15 protein-coding genes are annotated in these 17,518 nt (G+C 58.4%); 8 read left to right on the top strand and 7 right to left on the bottom strand.

Translation table 11 applies throughout. The features are described from left to right. Positions 1–52: 52 nt before the first annotated feature. From JAO32_RS04915 to JAO32_RS04890, 6 genes are all read right to left on the bottom strand, one after another. Positions 53–364, bottom strand: coding sequence for a hypothetical protein (locus JAO32_RS04915; RefSeq protein WP_334238086.1), 312 nt, complete (start codon positions 362–364; stop codon positions 53–55). Next, positions 354–1,430: a GTPase Era gene (gene era / locus JAO32_RS04910; RefSeq protein ID WP_334238084.1), complete on the bottom strand. Its 1,077-nt coding sequence runs from the start codon at positions 1,428–1,430 to the stop codon at positions 354–356. Before era ends, JAO32_RS04915 begins: the two co-directional genes overlap by 11 nt. Before the next feature lie 19 nt (positions 1,431–1,449). Continuing rightward, complete coding sequence (locus JAO32_RS04905) at positions 1,450–2,748, bottom strand: hemolysin family protein (protein ID WP_334238082.1); 1,299 nt, start codon at positions 2,746–2,748, stop codon at positions 1,450–1,452. Beyond that, positions 2,745–3,266, bottom strand: a complete 522-nt coding sequence (gene ybeY / locus JAO32_RS04900) for an rRNA maturation RNase YbeY (RefSeq protein ID WP_334238079.1) — start codon at positions 3,264–3,266, stop codon at positions 2,745–2,747. The genes JAO32_RS04905 and ybeY overlap by 4 nt, the downstream gene beginning before the upstream one ends. Before the next feature lie 78 nt (positions 3,267–3,344). After that, positions 3,345–4,376, bottom strand: coding sequence for a PhoH family protein (locus JAO32_RS04895; protein ID WP_334238078.1), 1,032 nt, complete (start codon positions 4,374–4,376; stop codon positions 3,345–3,347). Between the two features lie 263 nt (positions 4,377–4,639). Further along, positions 4,640–7,945: a TonB-dependent receptor gene (locus JAO32_RS04890; RefSeq protein ID WP_334238076.1), complete on the bottom strand. Its 3,306-nt coding sequence runs from the start codon at positions 7,943–7,945 to the stop codon at positions 4,640–4,642. Positions 7,946–8,119: 174 nt separating this feature from the next. On the opposite strand from JAO32_RS04890, the gene JAO32_RS04885 reads away from it, so the two are divergent. From JAO32_RS04885 to rodA, 4 genes are all read left to right on the top strand, one after another. Next, positions 8,120–8,443, top strand: a complete 324-nt coding sequence (locus tag JAO32_RS04885; RefSeq protein WP_334238074.1) for a hypothetical protein — start codon at positions 8,120–8,122, stop codon at positions 8,441–8,443. 170 nt (positions 8,444–8,613) lie between these two features. Continuing rightward, positions 8,614–8,889 (top strand): 30S ribosomal protein S20, encoded by a 276-nt coding sequence (gene rpsT, locus JAO32_RS04880; RefSeq protein ID WP_047496143.1) that lies wholly within the window; start codon positions 8,614–8,616, stop codon positions 8,887–8,889. A gap of 89 nt (positions 8,890–8,978) precedes the next feature. After that, the gene (mrdA, locus tag JAO32_RS04875; RefSeq protein WP_334238070.1) at positions 8,979–10,988 is read left to right on the top strand and encodes a penicillin-binding protein 2; all 2,010 of its coding nucleotides are present in this window, start codon (positions 8,979–8,981) and stop codon (positions 10,986–10,988) included. 47 nt (positions 10,989–11,035) lie between these two features. Then, a complete protein-coding gene (gene rodA / locus JAO32_RS04870; protein ID WP_334238068.1) occupies positions 11,036–12,139 on the top strand; it encodes a rod shape-determining protein RodA in 1,104 nt (367 codons plus the stop codon). A gap of 42 nt (positions 12,140–12,181) precedes the next feature. Here rodA and JAO32_RS04865 read toward each other — a convergent pair whose 3' ends face one another. After that, positions 12,182–12,802 (bottom strand): HAD family hydrolase, encoded by a 621-nt coding sequence (locus tag JAO32_RS04865; protein ID WP_334238064.1) that lies wholly within the window; start codon positions 12,800–12,802, stop codon positions 12,182–12,184. A gap of 46 nt (positions 12,803–12,848) precedes the next feature. Here JAO32_RS04865 and rpe point away from each other — a divergent pair, with 46 nt between their 5' ends. The 4 genes from rpe (at position 12,849) to JAO32_RS04845 (ending at position 17,490) form a co-directional block, all read left to right on the top strand. Further along, entirely contained in the window at positions 12,849–13,535 is a 687-nt protein-coding gene (gene rpe / locus JAO32_RS04860; RefSeq protein WP_334238062.1) for a ribulose-phosphate 3-epimerase, read from the top strand. A gap of 135 nt (positions 13,536–13,670) precedes the next feature. Continuing rightward, positions 13,671–15,485 (top strand): outer membrane protein assembly factor BamD, encoded by a 1,815-nt coding sequence (gene bamD, locus JAO32_RS04855; protein WP_334238061.1) that lies wholly within the window; start codon positions 13,671–13,673, stop codon positions 15,483–15,485. A gap of 92 nt (positions 15,486–15,577) precedes the next feature. Then, positions 15,578–16,798, top strand: coding sequence for an esterase (locus JAO32_RS04850; RefSeq protein WP_334238059.1), 1,221 nt, complete (start codon positions 15,578–15,580; stop codon positions 16,796–16,798). A gap of 152 nt (positions 16,799–16,950) precedes the next feature. Continuing rightward, positions 16,951–17,490 (top strand): inorganic diphosphatase, encoded by a 540-nt coding sequence (locus JAO32_RS04845; RefSeq protein WP_334238057.1) that lies wholly within the window; start codon positions 16,951–16,953, stop codon positions 17,488–17,490. The last annotated feature ends 28 nt before the right edge of the window (positions 17,491–17,518 follow it).

Raw genomic sequence — 17,518 nt, 5'->3', positions numbered from 1 at the left:
GGAGACAGTCATAGGCGCGAAGCAAGCATAACAGGACAGCACAGGGCGATGCTCAGCCAGCAGCATCGTAGGCTTTTCGCAATCGTTCCAGCGCTACGCCAAGTTCTTTGTCGCTGGTAACAGGAAAGAACTCCCACTTGTGCGTGCTGCCAGCAATTGGTTTCTGTCGCCGCAGCCCGATTGCATTGGGGTTCTCAATCGCACGTGTGGCTGGCAGCAGAGCAAAGATTGCGTCGTTGCGATACAGGCTCACCATGCCGAACATCTTGCCGCATCGCGTATTCGGCCATGTCAGCACTTCATGCTCCAGCATCACGGCACGGCGACGCATCTCCTCGGAGATGGGCGGAAACTTAGGCCTCATTCTCTTTCTTAAGCGTCTGCGAAGCCTGCAACGATTCCAGCTGACGCCGCCAATCCAGCTCTTCCACGAAGCCTTTCTTCGAGCGCCAGTCTTCCTTCACTTTCACAAACAGTTCCAGGAAAACGCGTGTGCCAAGCAGGTTCTCAATCTCTTTGCGTGCGGCGGTGCCAATCTGTTTCAGCATCGCCCCCTGCTTGCCAATGAGGATGGCCTTCTGCCCACTGCGTTCCACGAAGATGGCTGCGGCAATCTTTGTTACCGGCAGCTTCGGCTCTTCACCTTTCTTCGGCTTGCGCTGCGGACCGGGCTCTTCCCACTTCTCCACCACAACAGCGGATGCGTAAGGCACTTCCTCACCGGTGAAGAGAAGGATCTTTTCGCGAATCAGTTCCGCTGCAAGAAAGCGCATCGGCTGATCGGTGAGTTGGTCCTCAGGGAAGTAGCGATTCGCTTCGGGCAGGTGCTCCACAATGCGATTCAGCAGCGTATCCAGGCCGTCTTTTTTCTCGGCAGAGATCAGCACGGTATCGGTGAAGGCAAACTTCGTGGTCCAGTGCGTAATCAGCGGCAGCAGGTCCTCGCGCTTCACCAGGTCGATCTTGTTGAACACAAGAATCACCGGGCATTCCACGTTGCGCAACATGCTCAGCGCAAATGCATCTTCTGCCGCGCTCAGGGCCTTCTTGTCTTCTGACGGTGTGGGCGATTTGCCTTCCACACGCGGCGCGGGCTCGTGAATGCGATGCGTCGCGTCGACGAGGAACAAAACCACGTCGCGGCTTTCCAGTGCGTCGTGCACTTCCTGCATCATGCGGCGGTCAAGCTGCGTGCTGGGCTTATGAACGCCGGGCGTGTCGACCAGAACAATCTGTGCTGCAGGCAGGGCTTCGCGTGTCTTTGTCTTCGACTGTGCCGGTTGTTCCAGGACTCCCAGGATGCGTGTGCGCGTGGTCTGAGCTTTATGCGTGACGATGGCCAGCTTCTCGCCAAGGAGAGCGTTGAGCAGCGTGGACTTGCCTGCGTTGGGGCGGCCGATGATGGAGACGAAACCTGCGCGAAATGCCATTCTGCTTAGTTTACGCGCACTAGTTTTCGGTGGGGTCATCCGGCGGTAGCAGGCTCACGCGCACACGCTTTACAAGCCGCGACGTAGCGTTGACCACTTCCAGTCGCAAACCATCCTCTTCCACCACTTCACCAGGATGCGGAATGTGTCCCGCAAGCTCTGAAACAAGGCCGCCCACGGTGCTGGCTTCCAGATCGGTGCGCAGCCGCAGCGGTTCGCGCTCGTCCTCTTCGGCGTCCTTCTGGAGCAGATCGCGAAGCTTGGCAACATCCATGTTGCCGGGAACTACCCATGAGCCGTCTTCTTCGTCGAGCACTTCGGCATCTTCATCGTGTTCGTCTTCAATGTTGCCCACGATGGCTTCAATCAGGTCTTCGATGGTGACCAAACCAGCAACTGCACCGTATTCATCAATCACAATGCGCATGTGCTGTTTTTCACTCTGCATCTCGCGCAATAGTTCGTTGACTTTTTTCGGCTCCGGCACAAACGCGGCAGGTCGCTGCATCTCGCGCACCGTGCGAGTGTTCGCGTCCACATCGGTGATCTGCAGCAGGTCATGCGCAAAGGCGATGCCAGTGATCTCATCCACGGTGTCGTGATAGACAGGTACACGAGAGAACGCATTCTCGTTCAACACCGCTGTGAACTCTGCCAGTGTCATCGTGTCCGGCACGGTGAACATCTCCGGTCGCGGCGTCATCACTTCGCGCACTACCAGGTCACCAAACTCCACCACACTGCGCACCAGTGCACGGTCGCTCTCTTCCAGAATGCCTTCTTCTTCACCGGCCTCCAGAAGAGCATCCACGCCTTCGTCAGGGTGGTCCTCTTCTTCCTGGTCGTCCGGTTCTGCCAGCGAAACAATGGACTCCAGCAGTCCCAACGTCAGCGTCAATGGCAGGATCAAATAAAACAGCACCTGCAACGGAATGCGTGCATTGGAAACCCAATCACCACGCGTGCGTGCAAACAGCACCTGCGGCAACATGCGATCAAACACGATGATGATCAGTGCAAGCTCTGCCACTGTCTCTGCATATGCAGGCCACCCTCCGCCAACACGTGCACGGTGTACACCCAGAATCAGCGCAAGCAGAGCGAGTGAGCCCTGTCGAAGAATGGAAGCAGAAAGCGCAACGGAATCGCGCGAGAGTCCAAGCCGCGGTTCAATGCGCTCCGTCCATGCATCCAGATTTTCCTGATAGGCACGCGCAAGGAACTTGCCCATCTCGCTGTACACGCGATCTGCGTACGACGACAGCGTAAGCACCATCAGCAACAGCAGGATGGAAAGCGCGAAGAAGAGTGGGCTCATCGCCGCGTCCTCTTCGCTGGACTCTTCTTTGCTGCTGTCTTCTTCGCTTTCGCGACGGTGCGTTTCTTAGGAGAAGACAGCGTGCGTTCAATCAATCCCGTAGGCAGCTTCAACTTCTCGCGCAGCTCTGCTTCCAGCGCGCGCATCTCGCCCTTGTCGGTTTCATGATCGTATCCGGCAAGATGCAGAACGCCATGCAACATCAGCGTCCGCAGTTCATCTTCCAGCGAATGCCCATGCTCGTCGGCCTGTCGCTGCGCTGTCTCCAGCGAGATAGCAAGATCACCTGAGTAGCCTCCTTCATTTTCAAAGGCAGGGAAGCTTAGAACGTCTGTAGGTTTGTTTTTGCCACGAAAGCTGCGATTCAACTCTTTCAATCGCGCATCGTCCGCCAGCAGCACGGTTACTTCGCCGTCCAGCCCCGCGGCCTTTTGTGCACGTTTCAGAAAACGTGAAAGGGGGGCCTTCTGCAGCGAAGGCTGTTTGCCAGTTCGACTCGGAGGTTCTGTAACGATCAATGCGCCTCGCGTACTAAGAGAAAAGAGACAGGAGAGGGAAATCCCTCTCCTGTTTATGCTACCTGTTCTGATGCAAACTTATTGTGTCTTGCGCACGGTCGGCTTCGTTTCTGTTGTCGGAACGTCCATGCCGCCTTCCAGACCCAGCGAAAGCTGCTGCTCGCGCTGATGTGTCTCGTATGCACGAACAATGCGCTGCACCAGGTTGTGGCGCACCACATCCTTGTCTTCAAACTGACAGAAGCCCACGCCTTCCACGCCATCCAGCACGGTAAGTGCTTCCACCAGGCCGCTGCGTTTCGGATTCGGCAAGTCAATCTGCGTCAGGTCGCCTGTGATGACGGCCTTGCTGTTCATACCCAGACGCGTAACGAACATCTTCATCTGCTCGTTGGTCGTGTTCTGCGCTTCGTCCATGATGATGAACGCGTTGGATAGCGTTCGACCGCGCATGAAGGCCAGCGGAGCCACTTCGATGATGCCCTTCTCCAGCATCTTGTCCACGCGCTCTTTTTCCAGCAGGTCATAGAGTGCGTCGTACAGCGGACGTAGATACGGATCGACTTTTTCCTGTAGCGAACCGGGTAAGAAACCTAACCGTTCGCCTGCTTCGACTGCAGGACGCACCAGAATGATGCGTTCGACTTTCTTTGCCATCAAGGCGCTTGCAGCCATTGCCACGGCGAGATACGTTTTGCCCGTACCGGCAGGGCCAATGCCAAAGGTCATGTCGTTCTGTTCAATGGCCTCGACATACTTTTTCTGGTTGGCTGATCGCGGATTCACCATGCGCTTTACGCCATTGGCGGTGCGTTGGCGTCCGCTATCCACAAGCTGTTTGAGTGAAGAGGAAGGATCGGCTACAGCCATCTTTACCAGTGCATGAAGCTCAGGTCCGGCCAGCGTTACGCCGCTGCGGCGCAGAGCTTCAAAGTCTTTGAAGATGCGTTCCACCAGCGCCACGTGCTCGTCCGTTCCTTCCACAAGCAGGCCGTTCGATCGAAGATCGATCGATACGCCCAGCTCACTCTCCATCCACCGCAGGTTTTCGTCACGAAGCCCGAGTAGAGCTTCCGTATGGGGCGTGATTTCGAGCAGGATATTGGCCAATGTGCGCTATGCCTCCATAGGCTGGGGTGCGTTGAATTTACGTGCCAGGAATTAGATGCGGGAGAGACCCCGACCGACTGAGTTCCACGCGCCACAGAGATGCAGCGTCGGGTGGAACAGATCGAATTGGCGAGCATCACCAAATCAGTCGAAGTTGCGCTGAGAATAGCGCCGTGTAACAGCATCGTCAAGCAAAGAAACGAGGAAAAGAAGGCCGAAACCCGAAGGTTTCGGCCCGAGGCGCCCATGAAGCTGGGCAGGGGTTAAAACGTAGCGCGCAGTGCAAGCTGGAACTGGCGGGAAGCGCCCAGACCAACCTGGTTGCCGACAGTGCTGGTCAACTGACCGAATCCGCCGTTGTTCAGGTTTGAGAGCGACATCGCCGTGCCCGGCTGGATGGTGTTTGCCTGGCCCACGGTGGTCGGAATTGCCTGACCCAGTCGTACCGTGCCGGGGCTGGCAAAGTTCGGGTGGTTCAGAATGTTGAATGCATCCGCCGTGAACTTCAGGTGGAAGCGTTCGGTTGCGGCAAATTCCTTCGCCAGCGTCAGGTCAAGCTGCGTCAGTTGCGGACCGTTGTAGTCGTTGCGGCGCGAGTTACCGAAGGTGCCTGCTGCCGGGGTGGAGAAGGCGGCAGGATTTAGATACTGCAGTCCATTCTTGAGGTACGGATTGACACCCGGCACAATGTTCGGACGACGGATGTTACGCGTGTTACCGCCGCCGGGAACGTTCTGCACGCCCGTCGTCTGCACCACACCGTTCGTCACCACGGGGCTGGAGAACACCTGCCCCGCAATCGGGGTTCCTGCCTTGCCCACATAGGCCACGTCAGGACGCGTGATCAGAACATCGATCGGCACGCCGCTGCGGAAGTTGAAGATACCGCCGAACTGCCAGCCGCCTACCACTGCGTTGCCAAGGTTACCCATGTCAAAGGCCTTGCCCTTGCCCACAGGCAGTTCATACAGCGTGCTGACGTTGAGCGAGTTGCGGATATCAAAGGTGCCGCGGCCGTACTCAGGAGCAGCGCCGTAGATCTGCAACGGTTCCTGCGACGTGGTGGCTTCGTTGGAGCCCGACGACGTGCCCAGCTCGTGTGCCCAGGTGTACTGCGCGCCGAAGCTCAGACCGTTGCTGAAGCGGCGCTGCAGTGTGGTCTGCATCGAGTGGTACTGGTCCGTACCGCCGCTGGTCTTGTAGTCGATTTCTGCGAAGCGGCCACCGAACTGGCGTACTGCTGTACCTGCGCCAGTCGTCGGATTGGTTGTCACGCTCGTGATCAGGTTCGTGATGGAGCGCAGGAACAGGTTGCGTCCCGACGATCCCACGTAGCCCACCATGAACTGGAAGCCGCCCGGAATCTGCTGCTGAATGCTGGCCGTGTAAGTCGTCACACGCTCCGGCACCTTGTAGGTCGGCGTGTAGGCGCGCGGCTGATAACCCAGCGTGGGCGAGTTAATGTCGTAGTTCGCGTAAACGTCTGTCTGCGGGTCGATGGGGTAAACCTTGCCCGAGGTGAACGTACGCGTTGCACGATCGTTGGCTTCCGGCTGGATCTGATCTTCCGTCTGTCCGGGGCCGTAGTACGTACCCACACCAGCGCGGAACACCGTGTTGTTGTGCATGCTTTCCGGAGCCCAGGTCACAGCAACGCGCGGTCCAAAGTTGTTCATGTTCGAGTGGAACCAATCACCCGAATACTTCGGATAGATGTTGCCCGTGGTCATGTCGAAGAACACGTCCTTGTTGCGGACTTCATGCAGCGGCGAGTAGTACTCGTAACGCAAGCCGTAGGTCAGCGTAAGGTTCGGCTTCACCTTCCACTCATCCTGCGCGTAGCCAATGTAGTAGGTCTGCTTCACCTGCGCATTGCCGCTCAGGCCAGTGAACGGGCTCAGATCGCTCAGCGTGCCGTAGAACTGGATCTGCGAAGGATTGTTGTTCGTGAAGTCGGTCACGGAGTTGTAGGTATACGTGGTGCCGCCAATCTGGTCGTTGTATAGCGACCGCGGACGGAACTCCACACCATACTTCGTGTTGTGGTTGCCGATCACGTAAGAGAAGTTATCGATGAACGAATACTCCTGCCCTGTGTACGGTGCGCCCACGCCGTTGAACGAGCTGGACAACGAGATCAGCGCGCCCACGTTCGTCAGACCAGATACCGCAACACGGGCTTTGCTCAGGTCAGCATTCGGGCTTGCGCCGGATGTACCCGTCACTCGCATCTTTACGCCGTTGAAGCCGAACTTGGTCTCGTTGAACATGCGCGCAGACCAGATCTGGTTCAACGCGAGAACGGCGTTCTGCGGTACTTCCACCTGGCCAAAGCGGCTCAGCGAAGCATCCTGCACCTGCGACGAGTAGCCCTGATCGCGGTTGTAGCGCGCATACAGGTTGAACCTGTCGTTGAAGTGATAGTCAAAGCGGATGTCGCCGAAGTTTTCCTGAATGGTGTTCTGTCCCACCACCACGGCCGTGTTCAGAACGCCAGACGAGTTGTAGGTCGTGGCGATTGGGTATGCAGCAGCCAATGCTTTAATCGCCGGGTTCGTAATCGCCGCGCGCTGTGCTGCGGTCAGCGTGGTTGCGGAGTACGGAGCAGCCCAGATCTGACGCAGACCTTCATACGCGGCGAAGAAGAACAGCTTGTCCTTGATGACAGGACCACCCAGCGATCCGCCGAACTGATTCAACCGGAACTTCGGCGAGTTGTTCGCTGTGTTAACGCGGTTGAAGTAGTTACGAGCGTCGAAGAGGTCGTTACGGACGTACTCGAATGCCGAACCGTGCAGGTTATTGGTACCGGACTTCGTCACGAAAGCGATCTGGCCGCCGGTGCCGGTTCCAAGTTCAGCAGGATAGCTCGACGAATCCACGCGGAATTCCTGAACCGCTTCCAGTGACTGTTGCAGACGGAAGGTCGAGGTCAATTCGCCGTTCAGGTTACCCGGAGACGTGTCGATGATGGAGCCGCCATCAATACCGTCGATACGGATAATGTTCTGTTCCACCGAGCGGCCGGAGAAGTGAATGTTGTCAAAGGTGCCGGTGCCGGCATTCGTTGCGCCGGGCGTCAACAGATAGAGCTGCGAGATCTGGCGGCCGTTGATGGGGAGCTGCTTAATTTCGCGCTCCGGAACGTTGGCGCCGATCTTTGCCGAGGACGTATCCAGATCCACCACGCTGCCCGCATTCACGGTCACCGAGGTTTCCGCACCAGCAACGCCCACTGAGAAGTTCTTCGTTACTTCCTGTCCTACAGCCAGCACCACGTTCTTGTTTTCGGCATTGGCAAAACCTTGAGCTGAGATCAGGACGTCATAGCTGCCAGGCGGCAGGGATACCGCCACATACAGGCCGTCACCGTTGGTGGTCACCACGCGCTCCTGCCCGGTGGCAAGGTTGCGGATGCTTACTTGTGCGTTGGAGACGGCGGCGCCGCTGGGATCGGTGATGATGCCGGTAAGCCTTGCCGTGGTGGTCTGTGCTCCAGCGGCTGCAGCGGAAAGGCACGCAACGAGTGCAATGCGTGCGGGAAGACGGAAAAGCGTATCTGGCCTCATGCTTCTGAGGATTCCGTTTACGCGTTGCCCAATGTTTACAGTGCGGTGAATGTACGGTTACAAACAGCCGGATTATTGGGAAAACTTCATCAGAAACTTCGTTCGCTACCAAAGTTTCCGCTAACTGAAATCCTCCCCTGCGCCTGTTGGAAGCCAGATGCGAACATTAAAGTCATGAAAGTCTTCCTGTTCGTTCTGATGGCCACGATTTTCGAAGCAGTCGGCGATGCAGTCATCCGGATCGCGATTGCCGCCCCAAGGCCACACACGCGAATCGCCTTCTATCTGTTGGGAACCGCCCTGCTGGCGCTTTATGGCACATCGCTCAACCTTGCCCCGGTAGAATTTGCCACCGTCACCGGTCTGTACATCGCCTGCCTGTTCGTAGTCTTCCAGATCACGAATTACATTCTGTTGCACACCGCGCCCACCCTGCCGGTGATGGTGGGCGGGTCATTGATTGTGGCAGGTGGCCTGACGGTCTATTTCTGGAAATAAGAGCAGGAACCTCTTGCGTCAATGGCTAAAATCCGGTACCGTAGAAGGGTTGGAGAAACCCCGGCAGACCCGTGCTGTGGAGGCTCCCATCTTGCAGCCGGCCTGAAATGGTGACGGCGCGACCAGATTTCAGCCCCTGACAAGCGGCAAACGGAAGAGAAAAGAGTTCGATGGCAAATCACGTATCGTCCCTGAAGCGCTCCAAGCAGACCATTGCAAAGACCGCCGTCAATCGCTCCAACAAGACCAAGCTGCGTGGTTCGCTGCGCCAGCTGCGCGAGGCCCTCGTGAAGGGTGATGTGGAAGCTGTAAAGACACAGTACCGCGCTACCGTCTCCATCCTGGACAAGAGCGTCCAGAAGGGCGTGCTGCACGACAACACCGCATCGCGCTACAAGAGCCGCCTCAACGCTCGCGTGAAGGCTCTGGCCACCAAGGCTGCTTAAGCTCACACAAAAGTTTTCATATCTCGCACAAAGGCACGGATGCTATCCGTGCCTTTTGCTTTTACACTCGTCCATGAGAATGTCTCTGCATGCTTCCGACTGACGCGAACAACCAGACCTTTTCCCAGCGCGGCGAGAAAATCGCGCCGGGCAAGCTGGCTGCTGCGCAATATGTCATCGCCGCAATTTTGCTGGTGTTATTTGCCGGATTGTGGCGGCTGCAGATTCTTGGCGCGGATAACTATCGCCTGCTCGCGGAAGCCAACCGTGTCCGCAAAGTTCCCATTCTCGCGCCACGCGGTCGTCTGTTTGATCGCGAAGGCCGCCTGCTGGTGGATAACTACTCCTCCGTCACCTGCTTCCTTCTGCGCGAACAGATGCGTGACGCCGACCTGCCGCTGATCTCCGAAGGGCTGCACCTTCCCATGGATCAGCTCCAGTACATCCTGCGTCACTATCAGTACGCGCCGAAGTATCAGCCCATCCCTCTGAAGCAGGACATTACGCCGGACGAACAGGCGTTTATCTCTGCGCATTTCAATGAGTTACCGGAACTTGAGACGCTGGAAGAGCAGCGCCGCTTGTATCCGCGCGACGGTTTCGCTGCCCACCTGATCGGCTATGTAGGTGAAATCAGCGAAAACGACCTCAAGAACCCCAAGTACGACTTCTACGAACCCGGCGACGTCGTCGGCAAGTTCGGCGTGGAAGAGGCATACGACGCCATCCTGCGCGGTACGGACGGCTCGCGCGATGTGATCGTGAACAGCCACGGCCGCGAGATCGGCAAGCTCGGTGAAGAACTCGCAGTCCCCGGTAAGGACCTCAAGCTGACCATCGACCTGGACCTGCAGATGGTCGCGGAAAAGGTGATGGAGGGCAAGAACGGTGGCCTGGTGGCCATGGACCCGCACACCGGAGAAATCCTCGCCATGGTGTCGCGCCCGACCTTTGACCCGAACCAGTTCGCGGTGCGCCTCTCGCGTTCGTACTGGAACGGCATCATCACAGACACGAACCATCCCCTGATGAACAAGTCCATTCAGGCGCAGCTTGCGCCCGGTTCCACGTTCAAAGTCATCATGACGCTTGCGGGGCTGCAGGAGAATGCCGCGCAGGACCTGCGCGTGGTCTGCAACGGCGGCGCGACGTTCTACGGCCACTTCTTCGGCTGCGATCGTCATCACGGCTCCGTGGACATCCACAACGCTCTGCCGTTCTCCTGCGACACGTATTACTACACACTGGCGAACAAACTCGGCATCGACACCATTGCGAAATACGGGCATGAGGTCGGCATCGGGCAGAAGACGGGCGTCGACCTTCCCGGCGAGGCCTCCGGCATCATGCCTTCGCCGGAATGGAAGCTGAAGGCGCAGCGCGACAAGTGGTACGCGGGCGAGACCATCTCGGTCGGCATCGGTCAGGGCGCCACGCAGGCCAGCCCTATCCAGTTGGCGCGAGCACTCAGCGGCATCGCCTCTGGCGGTGTTTTCGTTCGGCCTCACTCGGTCATTGCAGACCAGATTGACCCACAGATGCAGCAGGCTCTCGAAGAGACCTATCCCGGCACTGGCAAGAAGCGCATCGATATCACGCCGGAGAACTGGGAAACCATCACCGACGCCATGGCGAACGTGACCCAAAGCGCGATTGGCACGGCCTACGAAGCGCATCTGGAAGGCATTGATTTTTCAGGCAAGACCGGCACGGCAGACGTTATCAGCGGACGCAAAAAGGGAACTGCAGACAAGGCCACTTTGCCCAACGCATGGTTCGTCGGCATGACGCCGCGCCGCAATCCGGACATCGTCGTAGCGGTTCTGTGGGAGCACGGTTATTGGGGTAACAACTCCGCGAAGCTCGCCGCGCAGGTCATCAACGCGTTCGTTGAGAAGCAGCGTAAGAAGGCAGGAAACCTGCGTCTGGTGCAGGCGGCGCTGCCCACACCTCCCAATCAGAACCCCGAGCAAAAGGACGACACGTCCGCGCAGCCTTCCGCCAGCGCGAAGCCGGCTGCGCCTGCGGACAAGGACGTAGCAAAACCTGCATCGCAGCCTGTAGCGCTGAAGCCGAAAGAGCAGAAGCCTGCCGCTTAGGCCTCTGGTCTGATCGTTGTCGCCACTTATACTGAACTCAGCCGCAGATGACCCGTTTTTCCGCCTATCGTGACTTTGACTGGACGCTCTTCGGCTTTGTGATGCTGATGAGCCTCATCAGCGTTCTGGAGATTTACTCCGCCACACTGCACACCAAGTTTCACGGCTTCCATACCAAGCAGATGATGTTCCTTGGGATAGCCGTGCCATTGATGTTCATCGTTTCGCTCATCGATTACCACCGCCTGCTGGAGATTGCGCACTGGGCTTACGGCATCAGCATCGCGTCTCTGCTGGCAGTGCTTGTCGTTGGTAAGAAAGTACTTGGCGCTCGACGATGGATTGCGCTTCCCGGAGGCATCCACTTCCAGCCGTCAGAGTGGGTGAAGTTAGTGCTCATTGTGGCTGCGGCGCGCTATTTCTGGGGGCTTTCTGGCAAGGACGAGCTTGATTGGAAAGACATCGGCAAAGCCTTCGCACTCATCGGTATCCCCATGTTGCTGGTGCTGAAGCAGCCCGATCTCGGCACCACCATGACGTACTCGCCGATCCTCATCGCGGGACTATTCTTCGGTGGCATCTCGTGGAAGAAGGCGACCATCCTCATCATCACGTTCGTGGTGATGGTGGCTGGCATATGGACCAGCGGCAAGGTGCTCAAGCCGTACCAGAAGGCGCGTCTTACCAGCTTCCAGCATCCTGAGAACGACCCCAAGGGGAGCGGCTACCAGGTGCGGCAATCCTTGATCGCCGTGGGTTCCGGCGGCATCTGGGGCAAGGGCGCAACCAAGGGAACGCAGACCCAGGGCGACTTCCTTCCCATTCCATACACCGACTTCATCTTTGCAGCGCTCTGTGAAGAGCATGGATTTGTCGGCGCGGCGCTGGTGCTGATTCTTTACTTCCTCATCCTCATCCGTCTCGTGCAAAACGCGCAGACAGCCAAGGACCCGCCGGGAACGCTGCTGATCATGGGCGTCGCAGCGGTGATGATCTTCCAGATCGCCATTAACATCGGCATGGTGCTGGGGATGATGCCGGTCACCGGCATCCCGCTGCCGCTGCTCAGCTACGGCGGCTCCAGCGTCATCTTCACGTTCCTCGCACTGGGCATCGTGATGAACGTACGCATGACCCGCTTCGTGAACTAGCCCACACCGTCTCTTGCGTACAACAGACGGTGTGGCAACTCCTTACAAAGCTGGGGAACCCGCTCCCGGTAACACCACCGGCACACGTACCCAATGCATGCCCGCAGCCTTCGCAGCGGCAATACCCGCATCGGCATCTTCAAACACCAGGCAATTTTCCGGTGCAATCCGCAGAAGTTCCGCGGCCTTCAGAAACGGCTCTGGATCGGGCTTGCCCTTGCTGTAATCCTCAGCGCCCACCAGTACCTCGAAGCGGTCCAGAATCTGCAGCGCGGTAAGCGTCTTGATGATGTTTTCGCGCGGCGAGCCTGACACCACGGCCAACGGAATCTTTCCGTATTGCGCGGTGATGTGTGCCAGGACGGAGGCAATCGGCTTGATGTTCTCCACGCCCAGCAAATATTGCGCTTCTTTATCGGCCACCACGGCTTCGGGATCCATCGTGTAGCCAAACCGTTCGTTCAGCAGCTTCACAACGCCCACCGGCGGAACGCCTGCCCACTCGTAAAACAGATTTTCTGGAAACGTGCCGCCATGTGCGCGAATCGTATTCGTCCACGCGATGAAGTGTGCGGGCATCGAGTCCGCAATTGTTCCATCCAAATCAAACAGGTACGCATTGAAATTGCCTGCGGGCAGGGCCAGTGAATCGCCGGTCAACATGGTTTCTCCTACTTCCACCATACCGGCTTGATAAACTCGGCTCTAGATGATCGACCTTGCGTTTTCTATTCTTGCGGCTGACTTCGCCAACCTGGGCGAAGAGATCGCCACGGCCGAGCGTGCCGGTGGCACCGTTTGCCATGTGGATGTGATGGATGGCCACTTTGTGCCCAACATCACCTTCGGACCGCCCGTTGTGGAAGCTGTGCGCCGTTGCACCAGCCTGCCACTGGACGTCCACCTGATGATTGAAGACCCCGATCGCTACATCCCGGATTTCGCCAAGGCCGGCGCGGACTGGGTCATCGTCCACCAGGAAGTCTGCCGCCATCTGCATCGCACGCTTTCGCAAATTCGCGAGCATGGCATGCAGCCTGCCGTCGTCATCAATCCGGCTACGCCCGTGGAGACAATTATTGAAGTGCTACCCATGGTGCACCACGTGCTGATCATGACGGTGAACCCCGGCTTCGGTGGTCAGAGCTTCATCCCGCGCTGCGTGGAGAAGGTGCGGCATCTTGCGTCGCTGCGCGAAGAGATGAACCTGAACTTCCGCATTGAAGTCGACGGCGGTATCGCCGTGGATACCGTGGGAGAGGTCGTTCGTGCCGGCGCTGACCTGCTGGTGGCGGGGTCAGCCATCTTTGCAGGCCCCGGAAATCAGGCGCAGACGGCAAAGAACGCTGAGGAATTCCTTCGTGTGGCGCGTTCTGCCGGTGAAATCCTGGTCTAGCAACATCCCACGGTTTTCACCGTCCAACAGGGAAACCGTCCCAACGGCGCCCGCGCAATGTGCGAGTGGGCTTTAGAATGAATTGAGCTTTATTCCGGCAGCAAGATCGGCCGCCGGACCCAGGGGTTTTCAGGCATGGTTTCACTCTTCGGGAAGTCGGCATCGCCGCGTTCCTTCTTCATTCGCCGCGGGGTCGCGGTCGCTCTCTTGATGGGCGGCATTGCAGCTTCCGCATGCGCGCAGCAGTCGCTTCCTCCGGGAACCACCACTGCCACACCTGACGATCAGACGCCCACCGCTGTCCTCAGCAACAACTCCGGCAAGAAGACGCGCAAGTCCTCGCAGGAGAAGAAGGACGACAAGGTCGTTCAGTCCAAGGACACCGTCAAGAGCGAGAAGGCCCGCAAGCAGCAGATGAAGCTGAATCCGCTGGGCGATGTGAAGAGCCAGCAGCCGGACAAACTGCTGTATGACAAGGCGATGGTTGCCATCAACAAGGGCCGCTTCGAAGTCGCCCGCCTTGATCTGCAGACGCTGCTCTCCACCTATCCGGATTCCGAATACCAGATGCGCGCCAAGCTGGCGTTTGCAGACAGCTGGTATCGCGAAGGCGGCAGCGCCGCGCTGGCACAGGCCGAAACCGAATACCACGACTTCATCATTTTCTTCCCGAACGCGCCGGAAGCCGCAGAAGCGCAGATGCGCATCGGCGACATCTACTTCAAGCAGATGGATCGCCCTGACCGCGACTACACCAAGGGCATCCACGCGCAGGAAGAGTACCGCAACATGCTCGCGCAGTACCCGGATTCCTCGCTGGTTCCGGAGGCAAAGCAGCATCTGCGTGAAGTGCAGGAAGTTCTCGCGCAGCGCGAACACTCCATCGGCGAGTTCTACGCCAGCCACGAGAACTGGGTCGCCAGCATTGCGCGTCTTCAGACCGTGGTGGACAGCTACCCGCTCTACAGCCACATTGACCAGGTGCTCATCAGCCTGGGCGACGCCTACGAGGCACAGTCGCGCTTCATCCGCACGCTCCAGTTGCCGGAAGACGCGAAAGCGCGCCTGCTGAAGACCTATGACGATCAGGCTGCTGCCGCTTACTCTCGCGTGGCCACGCAATACGCCGCTTCGCCCCATGTGGAAGATGCGCGCGACCGCCTGGACGCCATGAACCGGCCCATCCCAGAGCCCACGCCGGAGCAGCTTGCTGCCAGCCAGGCACTGGAAGACAGCCGCCAGACATACAGCCTGGCCAACCGCGCCAAGGGCCTAATCTTCCGCGGACCGGACACGGTACAGACCGCCCGTATCGGCGACCCCACACTGTCTGATCCCAAGGCAACGCTTGCGCCGGAAGTGGCGCGTCGTAGCGAAGCGGCTTACAAGGCTGCGCTGGATCCCAAGGCGACGGTTCCTGCAGTTGGCACGAATGCTCCTGCGGACAACGCCGCAGCTCCCGCTGCGGATGAAACTCCCGCCGCTGGCACCACTGCTGCTGGAGCCGGAAGCGCTCCCGCCTCGCTTCAGGACATCCCTGCGGACAACGCTGCTCCTGCTTCCACCGGAAGCAGCTTCACCGATACCCCGGCTGGCGTCGCAACGCCGACCTCCAGCGGAGGCCGCAGCACCGGCGTGACCATCCTCTCGCCGGGGGCTACGGACAGCACTGGCAACTCCAACACGCCGCCGCCCGCAGGCAGCGTCCCAGCAGGCACCATCTCCGGTGTAGGCCCGCGCAACAATACGGAACTGCCCGCAGTGGAAAAAGCTGCAGACGCTCCCGAAACGGTGAACGACGTCGCTGGACAGAAGACACCCGCTGGTCAGGCACCTGTGCTCGATAAGAACGGCAAGCCGAAGAAGGTGAAGCCGGAGATCGACAAGGACGAAGAATCCTCCAGCACGCAGAAGAAAAAGAAGGGCCTCAAGAAGCTCAATCCCTTCTAAAGCAGCGAATCAATGCAATGAAGAGGCAGCCCACGGGCTGCCTCTTTTGTTGCACTACACGGCGTCACCATGACGCGCTACACTTGCAATCCATGCGACCCTTAAGCCTGTTCGCCGCCGCCTGTTTTGCTGTTCTCCCCCTTGCCCACGGACAGACCGCTTCGTCTCCTGCCTCCGCGCAGGGCATGGTCGCCCCACCGCAAATTGTCTCGCCTGACGTTGCAACCGATGGCACGGTGACCTTCCGCGTCGAAGCGCCCAATGCGAAGAAAGTTACGGTCACGGTGGAAGGCATGGCCAAGGCCGTGGACATGCAGCAGAACCAGAACAACGGCGTCTGGGAAGCATCCGTAGGTCCGCTCCGCCCCGATTACTACGGCTATACATTTGCCATTGACGGCAAGCGCACGCTCGACCCGCGCAACGCGAACATCCGCCCAAACCTCATCAGCCCCACCACGGTCGTCCACATCTCCGGAGCCACGCCGCTCCCGTGGGAGATGCAGGACATTCCGCACGGCGAAGTCACACACCTCTACTACCGTTCCAAGCTCGTGACCCCCAGCGCGGAGGACGATGGCTATCGCAACATCTGGGTCTACACACCGCCCGGCTACGACGCCAAGCGCAAAGAGAAGTATCCCGTCCTCTACCTGAACCACGGTTACTCCGACGACTCCAACGGATGGACACAGGCTGGGCAGGCGAACCTCATCATGGATTCGCTGTTGCACGACGGCAAGATCAAGCCCATGGTCGTGGTCATGCCGCTCGGCTACGGCACCATGAGCATCGTTCACGCAGGCTGGAACCGCGTCGGCAGCATGATCTTCAAGAACCAGCAGCTCTTTGAAGACCAGCTTCTGCACGAAGTTATCCCCATGGCGGAAGCGCGCTACAACATCGCAAAGGACCGCAACCACCGCGCCATTGCAGGCCTCTCCATGGGCGGAGGCCACAGCATCTACACCGGCCTGAATCACCCGGAGACCTTCGCTTACGTAGGTGCGTTCTCTTCTGCCGTCGTCTCGCCTGCGCTGGCAAATGAGGGCTGGCGTAGCGCAGCGAATGATGACGCATGGGCCAAGGGCTTTGAGGCCATCGTGCCCAACTACAAGACACAGCAGCCGGTAAAACTCTTCTGGATGAGCTGCGGCACAGAAGACTCACTCATCACCGCCAACCGCGCCTTCGGCAAGTGGGCCAAGGCAAACATCAAAGGCGACGTGCAAACTCGCGAAACCCCCGGCATGCACACCTGGATGGTCTGGCGCGACGACCTGGTGGACTTCACGCCACTGTTGTTCCGGTAGAAACGGGAAATAAGAAGGAGAACGCAGTGATCACGGAGGTCACTGTGTTCTCCTTTTCTCTTAGATTGCTGAACATGTGATGGGTTTCCTCCAATCCGGCACCACGTTTATTACTGCGCACCCATCCAATGAAGCGTGCAGGAGGTACGCACGTGAGTTCTTTGGCAGATCCAACCGGATTAAAGCCGGTCGACAAAAAAGAGGGCCTGGTTCAGGTCATCATTGAAACACCCGCAGGCAGCCGCAACAAATTCGCCTTTGACCCGGATCAGAAAATTTTCACGGTGAAAGCCGTTCTGCCCGCAGGCATGACCTTTCCATATGACTTCGGGTTTCTGCCACGCACAAAAGGCGGTGATGGCGATCCCATTGACGTCCTGCTCCTGATGGACGAGCCAGCTTATCCCGGCATCTCCGTCATGGCGCGGCTCATCGGCGTCATCGAAGGTGAGCAGATCGATGGCAAGAAGAAAATCCGCAACGACCGCCTGGTCGCCGTTGCAGAGGCCAACCACATGTACGCGAACGTGAAGAAGTTGAACGATCTTCCGCGTAAGTGGATTGACGAGTTAGAGGTATTCTTCGTGAACTACCACAACATGGAAGGCAAAAAGTTCAAGCTTCTGGGCACAAAGAGCGCGGACGCCGCTATGAAGCTCATCCGGCAGGCGGAAAAGGCTGCGAAGAGTTGAGTCCGGGCCATTCACGGTATCCTGAAAG

The sequence above is a fragment of the Terriglobus sp. ADX1 genome (genome assembly GCF_036877645.1).
Classification (GTDB): domain Bacteria; phylum Acidobacteriota; class Terriglobia; order Terriglobales; family Acidobacteriaceae; genus Terriglobus.
Note: the sequence above shows the minus strand (reverse complement) of the source record. Positions and strands in the feature narration are given on the sequence as shown.

Bases quoted from the DNA above. Each gene is read 5' to 3' on its own strand.
- JAO32_RS04915 (WP_334238086.1), bottom strand. From the start codon at position 364: ATGAGGCCTAAGTTTCCGCCCATCTCCGAGGAGATGCGTCGCCGTGCC.
- era (WP_334238084.1), bottom strand. From the start codon at position 1,430: ATGGCATTTCGCGCAGGTTTCGTCTCCATCATCGGCCGCCCCAACGCA.
- JAO32_RS04905 (WP_334238082.1), bottom strand. From the start codon at position 2,748: ATGAGCCCACTCTTCTTCGCGCTTTCCATCCTGCTGTTGCTGATGGTG.
- JAO32_RS04890 (WP_334238076.1), bottom strand. From the start codon at position 7,945: ATGAGGCCAGATACGCTTTTCCGTCTTCCCGCACGCATTGCACTCGTT.
- JAO32_RS04885 (WP_334238074.1), top strand. From the start codon at position 8,120: ATGAAAGTCTTCCTGTTCGTTCTGATGGCCACGATTTTCGAAGCAGTC.
- rpsT (WP_047496143.1), top strand. From the start codon at position 8,614: ATGGCAAATCACGTATCGTCCCTGAAGCGCTCCAAGCAGACCATTGCA.
- mrdA (WP_334238070.1), top strand. From the start codon at position 8,979: ATGCTTCCGACTGACGCGAACAACCAGACCTTTTCCCAGCGCGGCGAG.
- rodA (WP_334238068.1), top strand. From the start codon at position 11,036: ATGACCCGTTTTTCCGCCTATCGTGACTTTGACTGGACGCTCTTCGGC.
- JAO32_RS04865 (WP_334238064.1), bottom strand. From the start codon at position 12,802: ATGTTGACCGGCGATTCACTGGCCCTGCCCGCAGGCAATTTCAATGCG.
- rpe (WP_334238062.1), top strand. From the start codon at position 12,849: ATGATCGACCTTGCGTTTTCTATTCTTGCGGCTGACTTCGCCAACCTG.
- bamD (WP_334238061.1), top strand. From the start codon at position 13,671: ATGGTTTCACTCTTCGGGAAGTCGGCATCGCCGCGTTCCTTCTTCATT.
- JAO32_RS04850 (WP_334238059.1), top strand. From the start codon at position 15,578: ATGCGACCCTTAAGCCTGTTCGCCGCCGCCTGTTTTGCTGTTCTCCCC.